The 15,789-nt window shown below is 36.4% G+C and carries 16 protein-coding genes and 7 pseudogenes; 19 read left to right on the forward strand and 4 right to left on the reverse strand.

Annotation, left to right across the window (positions count from 1 at the left end):
- Window positions 1-69: 69 nt before the first annotated feature.
- Window positions 70-303 carry an IS3 family transposase gene (locus IQ19_RS29350; protein ID WP_415803205.1) on the reverse strand — a complete coding sequence of 78 codons (234 nt, stop codon included), beginning with the start codon at window positions 301-303 and terminating at the stop codon, window positions 70-72.
- A gap of 78 nt (window positions 304-381) precedes the next feature.
- Between IQ19_RS29350 and IQ19_RS24720 the strand changes: the two genes are divergently transcribed.
- Together IQ19_RS24720 and IQ19_RS24725 are read left to right on the forward strand one after the other, a co-directional pair.
- Window positions 382-702, forward strand: coding sequence for a hypothetical protein (locus IQ19_RS24720; protein WP_144546108.1), 321 nt, complete (start codon window positions 382-384; stop codon window positions 700-702).
- Window positions 703-819: 117 nt separating this feature from the next.
- Window positions 820-1,062 (forward strand): hypothetical protein, encoded by a 243-nt coding sequence (locus tag IQ19_RS24725; protein WP_144546110.1) that lies wholly within the window; start codon window positions 820-822, stop codon window positions 1,060-1,062.
- A gap of 493 nt (window positions 1,063-1,555) precedes the next feature.
- Here IQ19_RS24725 and IQ19_RS24730 read toward each other — a convergent pair whose 3' ends face one another.
- Window positions 1,556-2,161, reverse strand: coding sequence for a hypothetical protein (locus IQ19_RS24730; RefSeq protein ID WP_144546112.1), 606 nt, complete (start codon window positions 2,159-2,161; stop codon window positions 1,556-1,558).
- Between the two features lie 180 nt (window positions 2,162-2,341).
- Here IQ19_RS24730 and IQ19_RS27885 point away from each other — a divergent pair, with 180 nt between their 5' ends.
- Both IQ19_RS27885 and IQ19_RS24735 read left to right on the forward strand, forming a co-directional pair.
- The gene (locus tag IQ19_RS27885) at window positions 2,342-2,485 is read left to right on the forward strand and encodes a hypothetical protein (protein ID WP_158638907.1); all 144 of its coding nucleotides are present in this window, start codon (window positions 2,342-2,344) and stop codon (window positions 2,483-2,485) included.
- Window positions 2,485-3,076 (forward strand): annotated as a pseudogene (locus IQ19_RS24735) (replication-relaxation family protein). The gene IQ19_RS27885 and the pseudogene IQ19_RS24735 overlap by 1 nt, the downstream one beginning before the upstream one ends.
- A gap of 70 nt (window positions 3,077-3,146) precedes the next feature.
- On the opposite strand, the gene IQ19_RS24740 reads toward IQ19_RS24735, so the two are convergent.
- Window positions 3,147-3,431, reverse strand: a complete 285-nt coding sequence (locus IQ19_RS24740) for an AbrB/MazE/SpoVT family DNA-binding domain-containing protein (RefSeq protein ID WP_144546115.1) — start codon at window positions 3,429-3,431, stop codon at window positions 3,147-3,149.
- 104 nt (window positions 3,432-3,535) lie between these two features.
- Window positions 3,536-3,817 carry a metal-dependent hydrolase gene (locus IQ19_RS29355; RefSeq protein WP_144546117.1) on the reverse strand — a complete coding sequence of 94 codons (282 nt, stop codon included), beginning with the start codon at window positions 3,815-3,817 and terminating at the stop codon, window positions 3,536-3,538.
- Window positions 3,818-4,579: 762 nt separating this feature from the next.
- Here IQ19_RS29355 and IQ19_RS24750 point away from each other — a divergent pair.
- The 15 genes and pseudogenes from IQ19_RS24750 to glpX form a co-directional block, all read left to right on the forward strand.
- Window positions 4,580-5,102 (forward strand): annotated as a pseudogene (locus IQ19_RS24750) (hypothetical protein); the annotation flags it as partial.
- A 21-nt stretch (window positions 5,103-5,123) separates the two neighbouring features.
- Window positions 5,124-5,243, forward strand: a pseudogene (locus tag IQ19_RS29360) (nitrilase); the annotation flags it as partial.
- Window positions 5,244-5,313: 70 nt separating this feature from the next.
- Window positions 5,314-5,391 (forward strand): BA3454 family stress response protein, encoded by a 78-nt coding sequence (locus tag IQ19_RS24760; protein ID WP_144546183.1) that lies wholly within the window; start codon window positions 5,314-5,316, stop codon window positions 5,389-5,391.
- A 99-nt stretch (window positions 5,392-5,490) separates the two neighbouring features.
- Window positions 5,491-6,180, forward strand: coding sequence for a ribose-5-phosphate isomerase RpiA (gene rpiA / locus IQ19_RS24765; protein WP_144546119.1), 690 nt, complete (start codon window positions 5,491-5,493; stop codon window positions 6,178-6,180).
- A 102-nt stretch (window positions 6,181-6,282) separates the two neighbouring features.
- On the forward strand, window positions 6,283-7,785 hold the full coding sequence (zwf, locus tag IQ19_RS24770; protein ID WP_144546121.1) for a glucose-6-phosphate dehydrogenase: 1,503 nt from the start codon (window positions 6,283-6,285) through the stop codon (window positions 7,783-7,785).
- Window positions 7,786-7,806: 21 nt separating this feature from the next.
- Window positions 7,807-9,801, forward strand: coding sequence for a transketolase (gene tkt, locus IQ19_RS24775; protein WP_144546123.1), 1,995 nt, complete (start codon window positions 7,807-7,809; stop codon window positions 9,799-9,801).
- Window positions 9,802-9,845: 44 nt separating this feature from the next.
- Window positions 9,846-10,739: a phosphogluconate dehydrogenase (NAD(+)-dependent, decarboxylating) gene (gnd, locus tag IQ19_RS24780; RefSeq protein ID WP_144546125.1), complete on the forward strand. Its 894-nt coding sequence runs from the start codon at window positions 9,846-9,848 to the stop codon at window positions 10,737-10,739.
- A 35-nt stretch (window positions 10,740-10,774) separates the two neighbouring features.
- On the forward strand, window positions 10,775-11,437 hold the full coding sequence (fsa, locus tag IQ19_RS24785; RefSeq protein ID WP_144546127.1) for a fructose-6-phosphate aldolase: 663 nt from the start codon (window positions 10,775-10,777) through the stop codon (window positions 11,435-11,437).
- A gap of 100 nt (window positions 11,438-11,537) precedes the next feature.
- Window positions 11,538-12,875, forward strand: coding sequence for a glucose-6-phosphate isomerase (locus tag IQ19_RS24790; protein ID WP_144546130.1), 1,338 nt, complete (start codon window positions 11,538-11,540; stop codon window positions 12,873-12,875).
- 489 nt (window positions 12,876-13,364) lie between these two features.
- Window positions 13,365-13,592, forward strand: a pseudogene (locus tag IQ19_RS24795) (early set domain-containing protein); the annotation flags it as partial.
- On the forward strand, window positions 13,555-13,824 hold the full coding sequence (locus IQ19_RS28755; RefSeq protein ID WP_242021117.1) for an alpha-amylase family protein: 270 nt from the start codon (window positions 13,555-13,557) through the stop codon (window positions 13,822-13,824). The pseudogene IQ19_RS24795 and the gene IQ19_RS28755, both read left to right, overlap by 38 nt.
- Window positions 13,815-14,129, forward strand: a pseudogene (locus IQ19_RS29365) (GlgC family sugar phosphate nucleotidyltransferase); the annotation flags it as partial. The gene IQ19_RS28755 and the pseudogene IQ19_RS29365, both read left to right, overlap by 10 nt.
- Window positions 14,130-14,164: 35 nt before the next feature.
- Window positions 14,165-14,353 (forward strand): annotated as a pseudogene (locus IQ19_RS24805) (glycogen/starch synthase); the annotation flags it as partial.
- A 232-nt stretch (window positions 14,354-14,585) separates the two neighbouring features.
- Window positions 14,586-14,756: pseudogene (locus IQ19_RS24810) on the forward strand (NAD(P)H:quinone oxidoreductase, type IV); the annotation flags it as partial.
- 59 nt (window positions 14,757-14,815) lie between these two features.
- A complete protein-coding gene (glpX, locus tag IQ19_RS24815) occupies window positions 14,816-15,757 on the forward strand; it encodes a class II fructose-bisphosphatase (protein WP_144546132.1) in 942 nt (313 codons plus the stop codon).
- Window positions 15,758-15,789: the final 32 nt, after the last annotated feature.

Here is a 15,789-nt window from a genome sequence, read left to right on the forward strand (position 1 = left end):
CTTATTTATGAAGTGACCCCTGTAAAGTAGACTAGTAATAATAAAGCACAATTAGGCAGCCTGAGTCCTCTATTGATATGGGCTCAGGTTATTTAATTTCTTTTGAAAACGTTGATGATTATATAATCTCATGTATTTATTTAAGGCATATATAACCTCTTGAGTTGTTTTGAATGAAGATGGATAAAAACATTCAGTCTTAAAATGACTAAAGAAGTTTTCCATACAAGCATTGTCCCAACTGTTATTTTTTCCATATATGCCCCTTCCTTGTAGGCTGATGAAATATAGGCTATGATATATTCAAAATAATAATATATAAAATGGGAAAACCCCAAGAGTTTGCAGTAATTCCTTACTGTGCTCTTGGGGTTTTTGCGTATGGAGGAAAGTTATGAAAAGGTTAGCAAAATTATCAGTTGTACTTGCTTAGAAGTAGGTAGTCTCTCTGGTCCTGTCAATGTAGAAACAAATAGTGCTATTTCTAGAATCGAACAGCAGATAGTCAAAATGGACAGTACTTTAAACCTAGTTCAGAATGAGAAGGCAGTTTTAAAAAATCATATCGATAAGATTAAAAAGGCTATCATCATAGATAATCGCGAGAAAATGAAAGAATCGAGAGAGGGAAGCCTCCGGTTAGCAACCGAGATACAAAAACTGGAACTAAGATCAAGCCACTGCAGGATAGAATTTCTATAACAGATCATGATATTGCACTAATCCCTAAAACCGGTATGAAAAAGCGAAGTATTCAAAGCAGGCTTTCAGTATTCGAAACCACTAAACGGATAATTTACTGAAGCAGAAACGCTCAAAATGTTATTAGACAAAGAGGCAACAATTGACGCCAAATTAGATAATCAAAGAAGCTTAGAGCTAGAATTAGAGGGTATGGCTGGGCTCTTAAATGAACAAATAAATGAAAAAGATACGCTCCTTGTTAAATTAGAAATTAAGGAAAAAGAGAATCGTACTGTTATAGAGTCTTTGGAGAATGAAACCAAATGCTTTCTAAACAAAAAGAAGCTATTGAAAAGGCTCGAAAGGAAGGCAAATTAGAAGATTTACAAGTACCTAAGCCTAGCACATCAACGGTAATTTCATCCTATCATACAGAGCAAGTCCCTCCGGAAAGTACAATGTTTCACAAACTTAATTAGGAATAAAAAAAGGCTGTCGGAACAGCCTTCCCTTGTCAAATCTTTATTAAAGCTTTTAAGCGGGGTGGGAGGATGTTCCCTTCACTAAAATTTCTTCATTAAAAGAAGATACTTCAATACTTACAGATGGTATCAGTTTTACTTGATGAACTTGATAGAATGTTTGAGAATAGAAAATAATAAACATTCTAAGAATGTTAATGATCAACCACTTTTGGATGATAATAAGATAGACAGTTTAAATATTGGTTAGGAAGAGCATTTTCCTGCTACTGAGCCATTTAACCATGAACCTGCGGATTTCCCATTACAAGATGCTTGGAGGTATAAAACTCCAAAGTATGTAGAGATTCGATAGAAGGATGGCATACATATCCGCCAGCATAGATAAATTAAATTATTAAACCTATGGAAAAAGGGATAGATGAACTGAAGTACTTTTCATCTATCCCTTTTATCCTATTTTTTATGATAAAACCATATTGAGTAGAGTTCTCAGCACTAGTACAATAATTAAAACTTAGTGATGTTCTATTATTCCCCATAAGCCTTTTTGCGATATCTTGCAAAATTTCATTGGTCTTACCCAGATCAGAAGGGTCTGATTTTACCTGAATTAAGAATTCAGCATTTTCACTTAAAGCAAAGATTGGAAGTGCTTTGGTGCTGTTTTTCGGTTTATATACTATACCGAGTTGTTCAGTATTATTGATATTTTTATTTAAGATAACAAAAGCAGCATGTTTAGCCGGTAATGGATCATCAAATGTATCATATTCTATAGTAGGATCCGTATCCAAATATGTAAATTCATGAACTTGGATATTCTCTTTATTTCCTAATCGATTAGCTACATCCTCCATTTCCTGTTTTTCTTCATGGTTAATAGGATGCCTCGCAATTACGATAAAATCTATATCGGAAATATTAATTCCATTTTGATTTAAGACCTTTACTAAATATGGATTAACGGTTTTCGATATGTGTATGATTTCCAAAATTGAGTCCCCATTTCTATGATATTAATAAATAGTCTTTCTTACCTAATTATAATGGTAAAATTTTAACAAATGGTATTTTTTCCTTGGGATTTTGCAATAGAAATCATTTCCGCATATTATTGTGCTAGTAAGACAAAATGGAATATATATTTATAGTTTGTAAGGGGGAAATATATTGTGAATACCAATAAATCGGATATGACTGGATTAGATCAATTAGATACAGCTGTTCTTTTACAGAAGATGATTGTGATATATGGAATGATTAACAACGGTACAAAAGAAGAAACAGAGACGAATCTATTTGAGGTGTTGGACTGATGAGAAAACGGGATGTAGCCATTTTAAATGACCTGCAGCGCTTTCGATGCCTTACGAGGAACGACATCATCGAATTACATTTCAAAGGTCTTAAACAGCCGGTGACGTGCTGTAATACCATTCTGAAAAGCTTGCGAAGGGATGGGCTTATTGATGTTAATGTGAATCATCAGCCTTATTTATACTTCCCTTCACCAGCCACCATTAAAAAGGATTCCGCCAAGATTCCGCATTTCCTTAAAATCGTTGAGTTTTATAAGAGTTTGATCAAGTATGAGGATCCAAAGACATTCATGGTAGAGCCTAAATACGATTCAAAGGTCCCTCTATTCCGAAAAGGTTAAGAATGGGAAGGTGCAGCGTTATGAGTCTTATTTTATGAGCAATGAATGGCAACAGGAACCATGGCAGCCACAAAATAAAAAAGTGTTCCCTGCCGTTATTGTCATTACAGATACACGTTACAAGATAGAAAGCCCGTATATCAAGTTTTATCAAGTGCCTCATATCGATCTATTGGTGAATAGGTTTGAGCCGAAAAAAACAGATATTCAAATAAAGAACTCCACTTTAAAGTTAAAGAATGCTTAAAAACGGCACCCTAAAGGTTGGATAATGATAAAAAAGCCCCAAATAAGGGGCCAGGATATTGTTTTTAAGCTTAATATTTTACCAATAAAGATTCTTCCATTTCCCGAATAAGACTTTCTGCTCCCTCCCGGCTAAGAATAATCTTTCCGTTAGCAAGGGAAAGATTATCGTCTGAAACTTCTCCTGTAACCTGACATGTTCTAGCAGATTCATATTTTCGAAGGATAATTTTATCTTCGTCTACAAAGATTTCTAATGGATCTTTATCATTAATGTTCAGTGTGCGCCGAAGTTCCCGCGGAATAACAACACGACCTAATTCATCAATCTTTCGAACAATACCTGTACTTTTCATTTTTTAACATCCTCCTACAAATAATAATTAAGCACATCATAACTAAAATAAACAACAATAACTGTTAAAGCTGTTAGAACAAGATATTCGGCAGCCCCAACAGTTCAAGTAGTGAAAGGAAACCGAACAGTGACCTTTGATGGGTATAGTAACTTAATGCCGTTTTTTGTGGCAGCATCTAGGATATAATGACTGACCATCCCAGCTAGGACAACTATTGAAACAGCCGGAACGGGAACAAACATGAACAACACTGCTCCAACAATCACTAAAAAGAGAAGGATATGCATGAAGGTTCGATGACCAAAAAGAAGGTTTATCACTTTTGATAAAATCGGCAACTTGGGGTCGCCGTTCCCAAAAAAGAAGATTGTACGTTTGGCCATATTTTAGACATAAATTAACCAACTACCTGTACGTTTAGCAGTTGGTTAATTTGCTCTATAGTGGTTGAATTACATATTAAGTAAGTTAGCTGCTTCGAATAACTCTTCGCGATTTCCAGAAAGTGGAGGATAAATAACAGCTTGGTTAATATTCATTTTTATTTTTTTCGCTTCTTCTCTTTGAGCCCATGGAACGCGATTCCATCCCCTTGTAGCTAGGGCTCCCCAAGAACCTAGATCAAGACAAGTTCGATATTGCTCCTGTTTGTATGGAACACCATCTAATCCAAATAAATCACATACTACATTATATCATCACCACCTATGAAGAATTAGTATTCCTCTGATTTATAGCGTAATTTTGTAAGGAGTTAGTGGGAAATTAACTAGAAATCCCATAACTTTTTCACAATCAAATGAATGTATTCTCCCAAATTAACAGAGAGACTATTCTACTAATTGCAGAGAGATTCAACTTTTCTTTACTTCACTTTATTATTCATTAAATATGTAAGGCACCTTACATTTAAAAAAAGGGATTCCTAGTATACTCCTAAGTGTAAGTTATTTAAAAACACTTTAGAGGATGAATTAATCATGGCATCAGTAAATTTCAATATCGTATCTACATCTCAAAAGGTAACAACTGAAGTGAAGGCATGAGCTTATACATTTTTTGTAGACGAGCCAAAAAACTTAGGTGGAAACGATAAGGGTGCAAATCCGCTAAATACACTACTTGGCTCTCTTGCAGGCTGTGAAAACTACATTGGCAATATAGTAGCAAAGGAAATGAAATTTAACCTTAACGGAATCGACTTCAAAATTGAAGGAGCTTTAGATCCAAGAGGGTTAATGGGAGATGCTTCTGTAACTTCGCGATGGAGAATAATCTCCGGGGTTAATTTAAACCAGTTGGAAAAATTGGAGATTGCTAGACAGCTTGAACGGTGTGGCGTTGACAATATGGAGGCCGGTCGTCCGGTTTCCTCCAAAGGGGATTTTGAAGCGGTAAGAGCCATAGCCCGGACGATTAAAAATAGTTTCGTTACTGGGCTGGCCAGAGCAACAAAATCAGACATTGACATTGCGTGGGACGCTTTAAAAGATGCTGCAGAACCAAGGTTGCACGTTTTCATTGCCACCTCTCCATCCATATGAAATATAAATTAATGAAAAAACACCTGAGGAAGTGACTCAAACTGAGGTGGATATGGTTTCTTATGCGAAGAAACGTTTCCCGTATATTGAGTGGTCTGTGGTTGATGCTGAATCGGCTACTTGGGGAAGCCATAAGTGATACTACGTATATTTTGTAATGGGCGTAATTGAACGGGATAGTGAATTTAGTGGTGGTACTCTTTTCTGTTCTGTTATATTTATTGGACCTGATGGTTCCCATTTGGGAAAACATCTAAAATTAAAATCCATTAACTTAAGTTATTTAAAGCTCCTTGATATATAAGTGAAATTAAAAAGAGCTGGGGTGAAAATTTATGATAAAAGTAACTGTGAATCTAAGTTATAAAGGAAAAAATTATTTAACGAATGTAATTGTTAAAAAGGACATCTGAAAAACAGATTTTGCATATCGCACAAGAGCAAATTAAGCAACAATGGTTAAATTAATAAAGTGAATCTCCAGACCTTTAAGTGAAAGGGGCAACAAGTCCTTGAATGAGAAAAAAGAAGTTGGAGAAAAAGCTGTAGATTTTGTGAAAGAAGGGATGGTAGTTGGACTAGGAACTGGTACTACTGTACTCTATACCATTTCTAAGCTTGGGAAATTAGTACAACAAGGATTTTATATTAAAGGAATCCCAACGTCCAAACAAACAGAAAAATTAGCAATAGAAGTAGGAATTCCACTTGTTTCCTTTAATGAGATTGATCATATTGATCTTGCCATAGATGGTGCTGATGAGGTGAATCGTGAATTAGACCTTATTAAAGGGGGTGGCGGAGCCCTTTTAAGAGAGAAAATAATCGCAAAAGCAGCAAAAAATTTTATAGTAGTAGCTGACTCACAAAAAGTGGTGAATCAATTAGGGTCTTTCCCACTACCAGTTGAGGTGGTACCTTTTGGATTTGAAATGACAATGAAACATATACGCGAGCTTGGAGGCAGTCCAAAGTTACGACAAAAAAATGAGCTTCCTTATATAACCGATAACGGTAACTATATTATTGATTGTGTTTTCTCAGAATTAAAATTTCCGGAATATTTGGAAAAACGCTTTAATATGATACCTGGTGTGGTCGATAATGGACTATTTATTGGAATGGCTGACATTGTCATTACCTTGGATCGAGATAAGAATATTACTATATATAAGCGGGGCCAGGATTTGATAAGTACATGAAAATGTATTTAATTGTGTTTTTAGTAATACTGTTTAGTACTTACAAACTGGTTTGACATTAAATATAGTGATAATTGTTATCAATTAATAGGAGGACTTAAATTGGAATCAATGACCTTCGTTTTATTTGGGGCAACAGGGGATTTGGCTAAGAGGAAAATTTTCCCTGCTATTTATAATTTGTATTTAGATCAAAAATTACCTCAACCTATATCTGTTATTGGACTTGGAAGAAGTAACCTATCTCATATTAATTTTCAAGAAAAAGTAAAAGAGTCTATAATAACCTTTTCACGCCGTTTTGAACATGAAACTGCTGAAATGGGAGATTTTCTAAATGCTTTTCGGTATAACACTTTAGACGTTAACAATACAGGAGATTATCAAAAATTACTACATTTGGTTAAGCAAAGAGAAGAGGAACTGCAAATAAAGGAAAATCGAATGTTTTATCTTTCTGTTGCCCCAGAATTTTTTGACATTATTGCTTTAAATATCAGGGATAGTGGATTAGGAGCAACGAATGGTTGGAAACGTTTGATGATAGAAAAACCATTTGGTCATGATCTTCAATCTGCCCGTCAACTTAATAAAAAATTAAGTTCTGCATTTGAAGAAGAAGAGATATATCGGATTGACCATTACTTAGGTAAGCCAATGGTTCAGAATCTAGAGGCCCTAGAATTTGCAAACCCAGTCCTACAGTCAATTTGGAATAAAAAACATATCGCAAATGTTCAAATTACTGCGAGTGAAACGGTTGGGGTTGAGAAAAGAGCCGGTTATTATGATCAAGCAGGGGCGATACGCGATATGGTTCAAAACCATATGCTGCAAATGCTAATGATGACGGCCATGAACCTTCCTAAAAAAATCAATGCTTCTGAAATCCGAAATGAAAAAAGGAAAGTAATAGAAGCTCTCCTGCCAGTAAAAAAAGAAGATGTACATACCCAAATCGTTCGTGGCCAGTATATTTCAGGGGAGATTAATGGTCAGAGGGTTCCAGGGTATAAGGATGAAACTGGAGTGGATTCTGATTCCAACACTGATACATTTATAGCAGCTCGAGTTTGGATTGATAATCCGTTTTGGTCTGGTGTTCCCTTCTATATTCGGACAGGAAAAAGAATGAGGGAAAAGTCTACTCGTATCGTAATCGAATTTAAAAATACTTTAGACCTTAATCAAAAAGTAGAGCCTAATTTATTAATCATCGAAATAAGCCCAGGCGAAAATGTCTCACTACAATTAAACAGCAAAAACCCGATGAATAATGGAAATATTGAACCTGTTAGAATTAATTTTTCATGTGAAGATTCAGTAGGCAATGGCTCAGAAGTCCCTGAGGCTTATGAAAGGCTAATTTATGATGCTTTAATCGGAGATTCCACATTCTTTGCCCATTGGAAAGAAGTCGAATTATCGTGGGAATGGGTACAACCGATTCTTGACGCATTTGATGAAAATCTACTGCCATTCCATGAATATTCATCAGGTTCATATGGTCCGGATGCCTCAAATTCCCTCTTATTAGAAAATGGGTTTAAATGGTGGCTAGATGAAAAAATACAAGAAAACAAAGAGAAGTTACTTCTAAAATAAGGTTCAAGGAGAAATATTAAAATGACACAAAATATTGAGAACTTAGCTGTTACGACCATTCGAACATTATCTATCGATGCCGTCAATGCGGCAAATTCGGGTCATCCAGGTCTCCCAATGGGCGCAGCCCCAATGGCTTATTCCTTATGGGCCAACCATTTGAATCATAATCCTGGAAATCCAAAATGGTTTAATCGTGACCGATTCGTTTTATCAGCCGGTCATGGATCCAGTTTATTATATAGCCTGCTCCATTTAACTGGTTATGATGTCACGATTGATGATTTGAAGAACTTTAGAAAATTGAACAGCAGGACGCCGGGGCATCCTGAATTTGGTCATACTCCTGGCGTAGAAGCAACGACTGGTCCCTTGGGACAAGGGATAGCAAACGCGGTCGGAATGGCAATGGCGGAAGCTCATTTAGCGGCAAAGTTTAATAAAGAAGGGCACCCTGTTATTGATCACTATACATATTCTTTAGTTGGCGACGGCGACCTAATGGAAGGTATTTCCTATGAGGCGATGTCAATGGCTGGACATATGAAACTTGGTAAGCTAATTGTTCTGTATGATTCAAATGATATATCCCTTGATGGTGAATTGAACGTTTCTTTTTCCGAAAACATTGAGAAAAGAGCAGAATCTGCTCACTGGCATTATGTAAGAGTGGATAATGGGAACGACATAGAAGCCATTACTAGTGCAATTGAATTGGCAAAACGAAATACCGATCAACCAAGTATTATTGAAATTAGAACAATTATTGGATATGGAAGCCCTAAGTTAGCAGGAACAAACAAAGTACATGGGGCACCACTTGGACTAGAAGAAGGAAAAGCGACAAAACAAGCTTATAACTGGCTTTTTGAAGAAGAATTCTATATTCCAGAAGAAGTAAAAGCTCATTTTGAACAGGTAAAACGAAAAGGAATGGATACTGAACAAAACTGGAACCTATTATTTGATTCTTACCGTAAAGCTTATCCAGAATTAGCAGAACAGTTAACAAATGCTATTTCTGGAAAAGTCTTAATCGATGTGAAAGATGTTTTAACATTCGACGCAGGTAAAGCAATATCAACTCGAGTTGCCAGTGGAGAAGCAATCAATCATTATGTAAAATCAGTTCCAGCGATTTTTGGGGGAAGTGCAGATTTATCTCATTCTACCCTGACCGAAATTAAGGGAGAACAGATTTACGCAGTGGAATCCTACGCAGCACATAATGTTTACTTCGGTGTTCGTGAACATGCAATGGGTGCAGCAGCAAATGGGATGGCTTATCACGGTGGAGTGAAGACTTTTGTAAGTACATTCTTTGTATTTAATGATTATCTTCGCCCTTCTATCCGTCTTGCGGCTCTATCGAAACTTCCCGTCATCTATGTCTTTACACATGATTCCATTGCAGTAGGTGAAGATGGTCCCACACATGAGCCAGTTGAACACTTAGCAGCACTCCGGTCGATACCTGGATTAACGGTTATTAGGCCAACTGATGCAAATGAAACGGCAAGTGCCTGGGCGTATGCTCTTCAGCAATCAGAAGGACCAGTAGCATTGATCTTAAGCCGCCAAAACCTGCCTGTGTATAACGAAACAAAAGCGAATCTGGATAGTGTTTCCAAAGGAGCTTATTTATTGGATGAGACTAATTCCACACCAGAAGTTATTTTAATTGCTACTGGTTCTGAAGTTTCATTAGCTGTAAACGCAAAAGCCGAGCTCGAAAATGAAAATCGATCTGTTCGTATCGTTGCAATGCCAAGCTGGGAATTGTTTAGCCAGCAATCAGCAGAATATAAAGAATCGGTACTGCCGTCTTCCATTTCAAAACGAGTTGCGATTGAAATGGGTATTTCATTGGGATGGGAACGCTTTGTTGGATTTGAAGGAAAAGTGTTATCCATTGAATCATTTGGTGCTTCAGGAGATGGTGCTTCGGTTATGAAACAGTTTGGATTTACGACTGAAAATGTAGTTCAAATTACGAAAAGTCTTTTGAATTCTTAGGAGGGAATTACTTTTAAAAAAATAAAAAACCGGAGGAAGACACTATGAAGGTTGGATTAATTGGTTTAGGGAAAATGGGTTTGAATTTAGGACAAAATTTATTAGATCACCATCACGAAGTAGTAGCATTCGATGTTAACCCAAGTGCTGTCGAAGAAATGAAGAAATTTGGAGCTGTTGGTGTATCAAGCTATAAAGAACTTGTCCAGTCCTTAGAAAAACCAAGAATTATTTGGATTATGGTTCAACATGCGGTTGTTGATTTAGTCGTTGGAGAGATTAAACCATTTTTAGACAAAGGTGATATTGTTATCGAAGCGGGTAATTCCCATTATAAGGAATCAATACAGCGTTATAATGAATTAAAAGAATTTGGTGTAAGATTTATGGATGCAGGTACCTCAGGCGGTATGGAAGGTGCCCGGAATGGTGCTTGTTATGTGATTGGCGGCGATCCTGATGCATGGGAAATAGTTCAACCGATTTTTAAAGATACAGCAGTGGAAAATGGTTTCTTATATGCGGGTAAAGCAGGCAGCGGACACTTCTTAAAAATGGTTCATAATGGCATAGAGTACGCAATGATGGCTGCTATAGGTGAAGGATTTGAAGTGCTTGAAAAAAGTGAATTTGATTATGATTACGAAAAGGTAGCAAGGGTTTGGAATAATGGCTCTGTTATTCGTTCATGGTTAATGGAATTAACAGAAAATGCATTTTCAAAAGATTCTAAATTGGATGAAATTAAAGGTATCATGCACTCCTCAGGTGAAGGAAAATGGACCGTTGAAACCGCTCTAAATTTACAAACTGCTACTCCAGTTATAACTATGTCTTTATTGATGCGTTACCGTTCCTTAGAAAATGATACTTTTACTGGAAAAGTTGTAGCCGCATTAAGAAATGAATTTGGTGGACATGCTGTTGTAAAGAAATAAAATAGCATATTAGTTTACAAAATGGAGGAACGAAAATGAAATTTTTTATAGATACTGCAAATTTAGATGAGATTAAAAAAGCATTTAAAATCGGAGTTTTATCAGGTGTAACAACAAACCCTTCATTAGTAGCAAAAGAAGGTGTTAAATTTGAAGATCGTATTGCAGAAATTTTAAATGCTGTTCCTGAGGTTGAGTCAGTGTCAGCAGAAGTAACCCCTAACGCTTTAACAGCCGATCAAATGATTGCGGAAGCAAATGAACTAATCAAAATTAATGGTGGAGATAAAAATATCACCATCAAAGTTCCAATGACATTAGAGGGATTAGAGGCTTGCCGCTATCTAACAAAAAAAGGTGTTAAAACAAATGTTACCCTTATTTTTAGCCTCAATCAGGCATTACTTGCAGCACGTGCTGGTGCTACCTATGTTTCACCATTTTTAGGCCGTTTAGATGATATTAATGAAGATGGTGTACAACTTGTGGCAAAAATTGCTGAAATGTTCCGTGTTCAAAATATAGATTCACAAATTATTGCAGCATCTGTTCGACATCCTGATCATGTAACCCGTGTTGCAATGGCAGGAGCACATATCGCAACAATTCCTTTCAAAGTAATTGAACAATTATCAAAACATCCTTTAACAGACCAAGGATTAGAAAAATTTGCTGCTGACTGGAAAACAACTGTTTAAAAATTAATTTAAAGCATAGAGGCGTTATTTTCTGACTTTTAAATAGCTAACGTCCTTACATTAAGCAACTACTAACAAACAACAGAACAGGAGAACAAATATGTCTATTTCTTTTGATTATTCTAATACATTATCTTTCATGCAGCAGCATGAAGTGGATTATTTAAGTGATTTTGTAAAAGCAGCACATAAAATGCTACACGATAAAACAGGGCCAGGATCTGACTATCTTGGATGGGTAGATTTACCGCATACCTACGATAAAGAAGAATTTAAAAGAATCAAAGCGGCTGCTAGAAGAATTCGTAATAATTCAGATGCTTTAATCGTGATTGGAATAGGAGGCTCTTATCTTGGCGCAAGAGCGGCGACTGAAGCTCTATCTCATACGTTTCATAACCAAATGGATGACAAAACAGAAATTTATTTTGCTGGACAAAATATCAGTGCCACCTATATCTCACACTTATTTGATGTGCTGAAGGACAAGGATATTTCAGTGAATGTGATTTCAAAATCAGGTACAACAACAGAGCCTGCCATTGCGTTCCGTATTTTCCGGGATTATATGGAGGAAAAATACGGAAAAGAAGAAGCTAGAAAACGTATTTATGCTACAACTGATCGCGCTAAAGGTGCATTAAAAACTCTTGCCGATGAAGAAGGATATGAAACATTTGTGATTCCTGATGATGTTGGGGGAAGATACTCCGTATTAACAGCAGTAGGGTTATTACCGATCGCTACTGCAGGACTGGATATTGATAAAATGATGGCAGGAGCAGCGGCTGCAGCGGATAAATATAATAATCCCAACTTAGCAGAAAACCAAAGTTATCAGTATGCATCAGTCAGAAATGCGCTTTATCGAAAAGGGAAATCAATTGAACTTTTGGTTAATTTTGAACCTTCCCTTCATTATGTTTCTGAATGGTGGAAACAGTTATTTGGTGAGAGTGAAGGAAAAGATCGAAAAGGCCTCTATCCTGCTTCTGTAGATTTCTCCACTGACCTTCATTCGATGGGACAATATGTCCAAGAAGGACGTAGGGATCTTATTGAAACAGTTGTATCTGTAAAAGAACCTAAACTTGACATTACCATAGAGGAAGAAGCTTCTAATCTTGATGGTTTGAATTATTTAGTTGGAAAGACAATGGACTTTGTCAATAAAAATGCCGCACTAGGTACGGTTTTAGCCCATGTGGATGGAGGAGTTCCCAATTTAACAGTGGAGATTGAAAAATTAGACGAATATACTTTTGGTGAAATGGTTTACTTCTTTGAAAAAGCGTGTGGTATTAGCGGTTTGTTGATGGGGGTAAATCCATTTGATCAGCCTGGAGTAGAAGCATATAAGAAAAACATGTTTGCTTTACTTGGGAAACCAGGATATGAAACAGAAAAAGAGGCTTTGTTAGAGCGTATTAAAAAATAAGATTGTAATTGCAACTGGTGTTTCATCTGGTTTAGACTGACTGCTCTTTATCCGTAGAGAAAATGTTTTTAAAACAAATGGGAGCAGTTATTTTACGAGTAACATAAGGAGCATTGTTTATAGTTCATGGAATTGTAAAGTTTCAAGGTGGAATTGAGAATATTTGAGATAATTCATCATTTATTGTAGAAAAGATAAAAAGTTTTACGAGGAAATTATTATTTTGCACTTATAATTGAAACTTGTAATATTTAATTTCAATAAGGATGAGGTAATTATGGCAGTAAATACTTTATATCCTACCGACTACCAGCTCCATTTATTTCATGAGGGCAATCTTTTTCAATGTCACCAACTCTTTGGGGCCCATATATTGAGGAAAGATGAAAGAGTGGTTACTAGATTTTGAGTTTGGGCTCCTAATGCAGTAAATGTAAGGCTTGTGGTGACTTTAATGGTTGGAATGGTGAAGGTTACCAATTACATAGAGTAAACAACGAAGGAGTTTGGATCCTTATAGTTCACCAGGATATGGAAGAATTAATATATAAATACGAAATCATTACAGCAGAAGGGGAAAAATTACTTAAATCCGATCCATATGCTTTTTATTCTGAATTAAGACCAAACACTGCCTTGATTGTTTACTCTTTAAGAGATTATGAAGGAAAGATACGAAGTGGTTTCAACAACGAGAAAAAAGAAATCTCTCTCTGAACCACAAGTTATCTACGAGGTTCATCTTGGTTCTTGGAAGAAACATGAAAATGGTGATTTGCTCACATATAAGGAATTAGTAGCTGAATTAATTCCTTACGTATTAGAAAATGGATTTACTCATATCGAAATACTCCCCGTCATCGAAAACCCACTAGATGCATCACGGGGTTATCAGGGAACAGGATATTTTTCAGCAACCTCCCGCTTTGGATCACCGATACGAAAGTGAAAGTTGAGCCGCCAACTTGTTATTTAAAGGGAACTCTCGTAAAAAATGCTTTGATTGCAAACGGGTGCCTAATTGGAGGTACGGTTGAAAATAGTATTATCGCCCGTAGAGTGCAAATTGGTAAAGGTGTAGTAATCAAGAATAGTATTATCATGCAGAAATGTCAAATTGAAGATAATTGTTATCTTGATTCCGTAATATTAGACAAAAATGTCAAAGTAGAAGCGGGATCAAGCTTAATTGGCACAGCCAGGGACCCTTTTGTAGTTCGAAAGGGTACTAAACAAGGAGCGTTGATGAACAAGTATTATTTGCAGTTTCTGAATGTGGCCCGAATGCAATATCAGGAGGTCTTGCTGATGTAGCCGGCTCTCTTCCAAAAGAGCTAAAAAGCTTGGGAACGGATGTAAGAGTAATCCTCCCAAAATACGGAAACATCTCTGAATCTTATAATAGTGAAATGAAAAAGGGAAAAGAATTTTCAGTTCCTGTCGGCTGGAGGAACCAATATTGCGGAATTGAAGAGTTAACCTTCGAACAACACTAAAAGTGAAACTTTCGCTTGGTTTATTAGGAAATGGCCAAATGGAAAGTTAAAAATGTGCTCAATTGGAAGGTTATAAAATTTATAAATCCATTATTATGGAGAAGTGGATTTTATTATTGAATCTAATGGAAAAGTAATGGAAAAGTAATGGAAATGATGATTGGTTAATTTATCTGAATTATTTGGAAAATAACCTAATAAGGAGATAGAAAAAATAACAAATGTAAAATTAACAGTGATCTATTACAGCATGGATGGAACAAACTTTCAACTAGCAAAATGGGCAGAAGGTGCAAAAGAAGCAGGTGCTGAAGTTAATGTTCTAAAAGTACCAGAACTTGCCCCACAATCAGCTATTGAAGGAAATCCTGTATGGAAAGTGACACAAACAAAATAATTGCAAAAATATAATTAGAAATAATATTTCCTCCGAGGTGATAATCATTGAATGCTCTTTTATTTGATTTTATTAATGTTACTGAAAAAGCTGCTTTAGCTGCATATCCGTGGATTGGCAGAGGGGAGAAAAATGATGCTGATGGTGCCAGTACCCAAGCGATGAGAGATAAGTTAAACTTAATTAATATGGAAGGAAAGATTGTCATCGGAGAAGGAGAACTAGATGAGGCTCCAATGTTATATATTGGCGAAAGGGTCGGATCTGGACGAGGACCTGCCATTGACATCGCAGTAGATCCTCTTGACGGTACAACCTTAATATCCAAAGGTCAAGGAAATTCAATTGCAGTTATCGCAGGTGCACCACGCGGATGCCTATTACATGCACCTGATATTTATATGCAGAAAATTGCAGTCGGTCCAAAGTCAGCTGGAAAAATCGACTTAGATGCATCTCTTTTTCAAAATCTAAAAGCTGTTGCAGAAGCAAACGAAAAAAAAATCAGTGAACTAAATATCATCATCCAGGATCGTGAAAGACATGAAGAACTAATTAGAGAGATTCGAAGTTTAGGTGCCAGTGTAACTTTATTTCACGATGGAGACGTCATTGCTTCAATTGCTACTGCAATAAATAAACTTGAATTCGATATGTTTATTGGAACAGGAGGGGCACCTGAGGGGGTAGTTTCCGCTGTAGCATTAGCCTGTTTGGGCGGAGACTTCCAGGGAAGGTTATTACCGGCAAATAAACAAGAATATGCCCGCTGCATCAAAATGGGGATTTCCAATCCAACAGCTAAACTTACTTTAAATGACATTGTTAAAAGTCCAGATTGCTTTTTTGTTGCTACTGGGGTAACAGATGGATTGTTGCTAAAGGGCGTTTCCTCCAATGGGGGAAGAATGTTAACCTCTCACAGCTTTGTAACGAGCGGAGCTGCTGGGGGTTACCAATTCGTTAAAACAATACATGAATTAGTATAATGTAATATAACAGCAGACAACTTATCCAAAAA

This window comes from Cytobacillus oceanisediminis (genome assembly GCF_007830235.1).
Lineage (GTDB): Bacteria > Bacillota > Bacilli > Bacillales > Cytobacillaceae > Cytobacillus > Cytobacillus oceanisediminis.

Coding starts and splice junctions, on each gene's coding strand:
- IQ19_RS24720 (WP_144546108.1), top strand. CDS start 382: ATGGAGGAAAGTTATGAAAAGGTTAGCAAAATTATCAGTTGTACTTGC.
- IQ19_RS24725 (WP_144546110.1), top strand. CDS start 820: ATGTTATTAGACAAAGAGGCAACAATTGACGCCAAATTAGATAATCAA.
- IQ19_RS24740 (WP_144546115.1), bottom strand. CDS start 3,431: ATGAAAAGTACAGGTATTGTTCGAAAGATTGATGAATTAGGTCGTGTT.
- IQ19_RS29355 (WP_144546117.1), bottom strand. CDS start 3,817: ATGGCCAAACGTACAATCTTCTTTTTTGGGAACGGCGACCCCAAGTTG.
- IQ19_RS24760 (WP_144546183.1), top strand. CDS start 5,314: ATGATAAAAGTAACTGTGAATCTAAGTTATAAAGGAAAAAATTATTTA.
- tkt (WP_144546123.1), top strand. CDS start 7,807: ATGACACAAAATATTGAGAACTTAGCTGTTACGACCATTCGAACATTA.
- gnd (WP_144546125.1), top strand. CDS start 9,846: ATGAAGGTTGGATTAATTGGTTTAGGGAAAATGGGTTTGAATTTAGGA.
- fsa (WP_144546127.1), top strand. CDS start 10,775: ATGAAATTTTTTATAGATACTGCAAATTTAGATGAGATTAAAAAAGCA.
- IQ19_RS24790 (WP_144546130.1), top strand. CDS start 11,538: ATGTCTATTTCTTTTGATTATTCTAATACATTATCTTTCATGCAGCAG.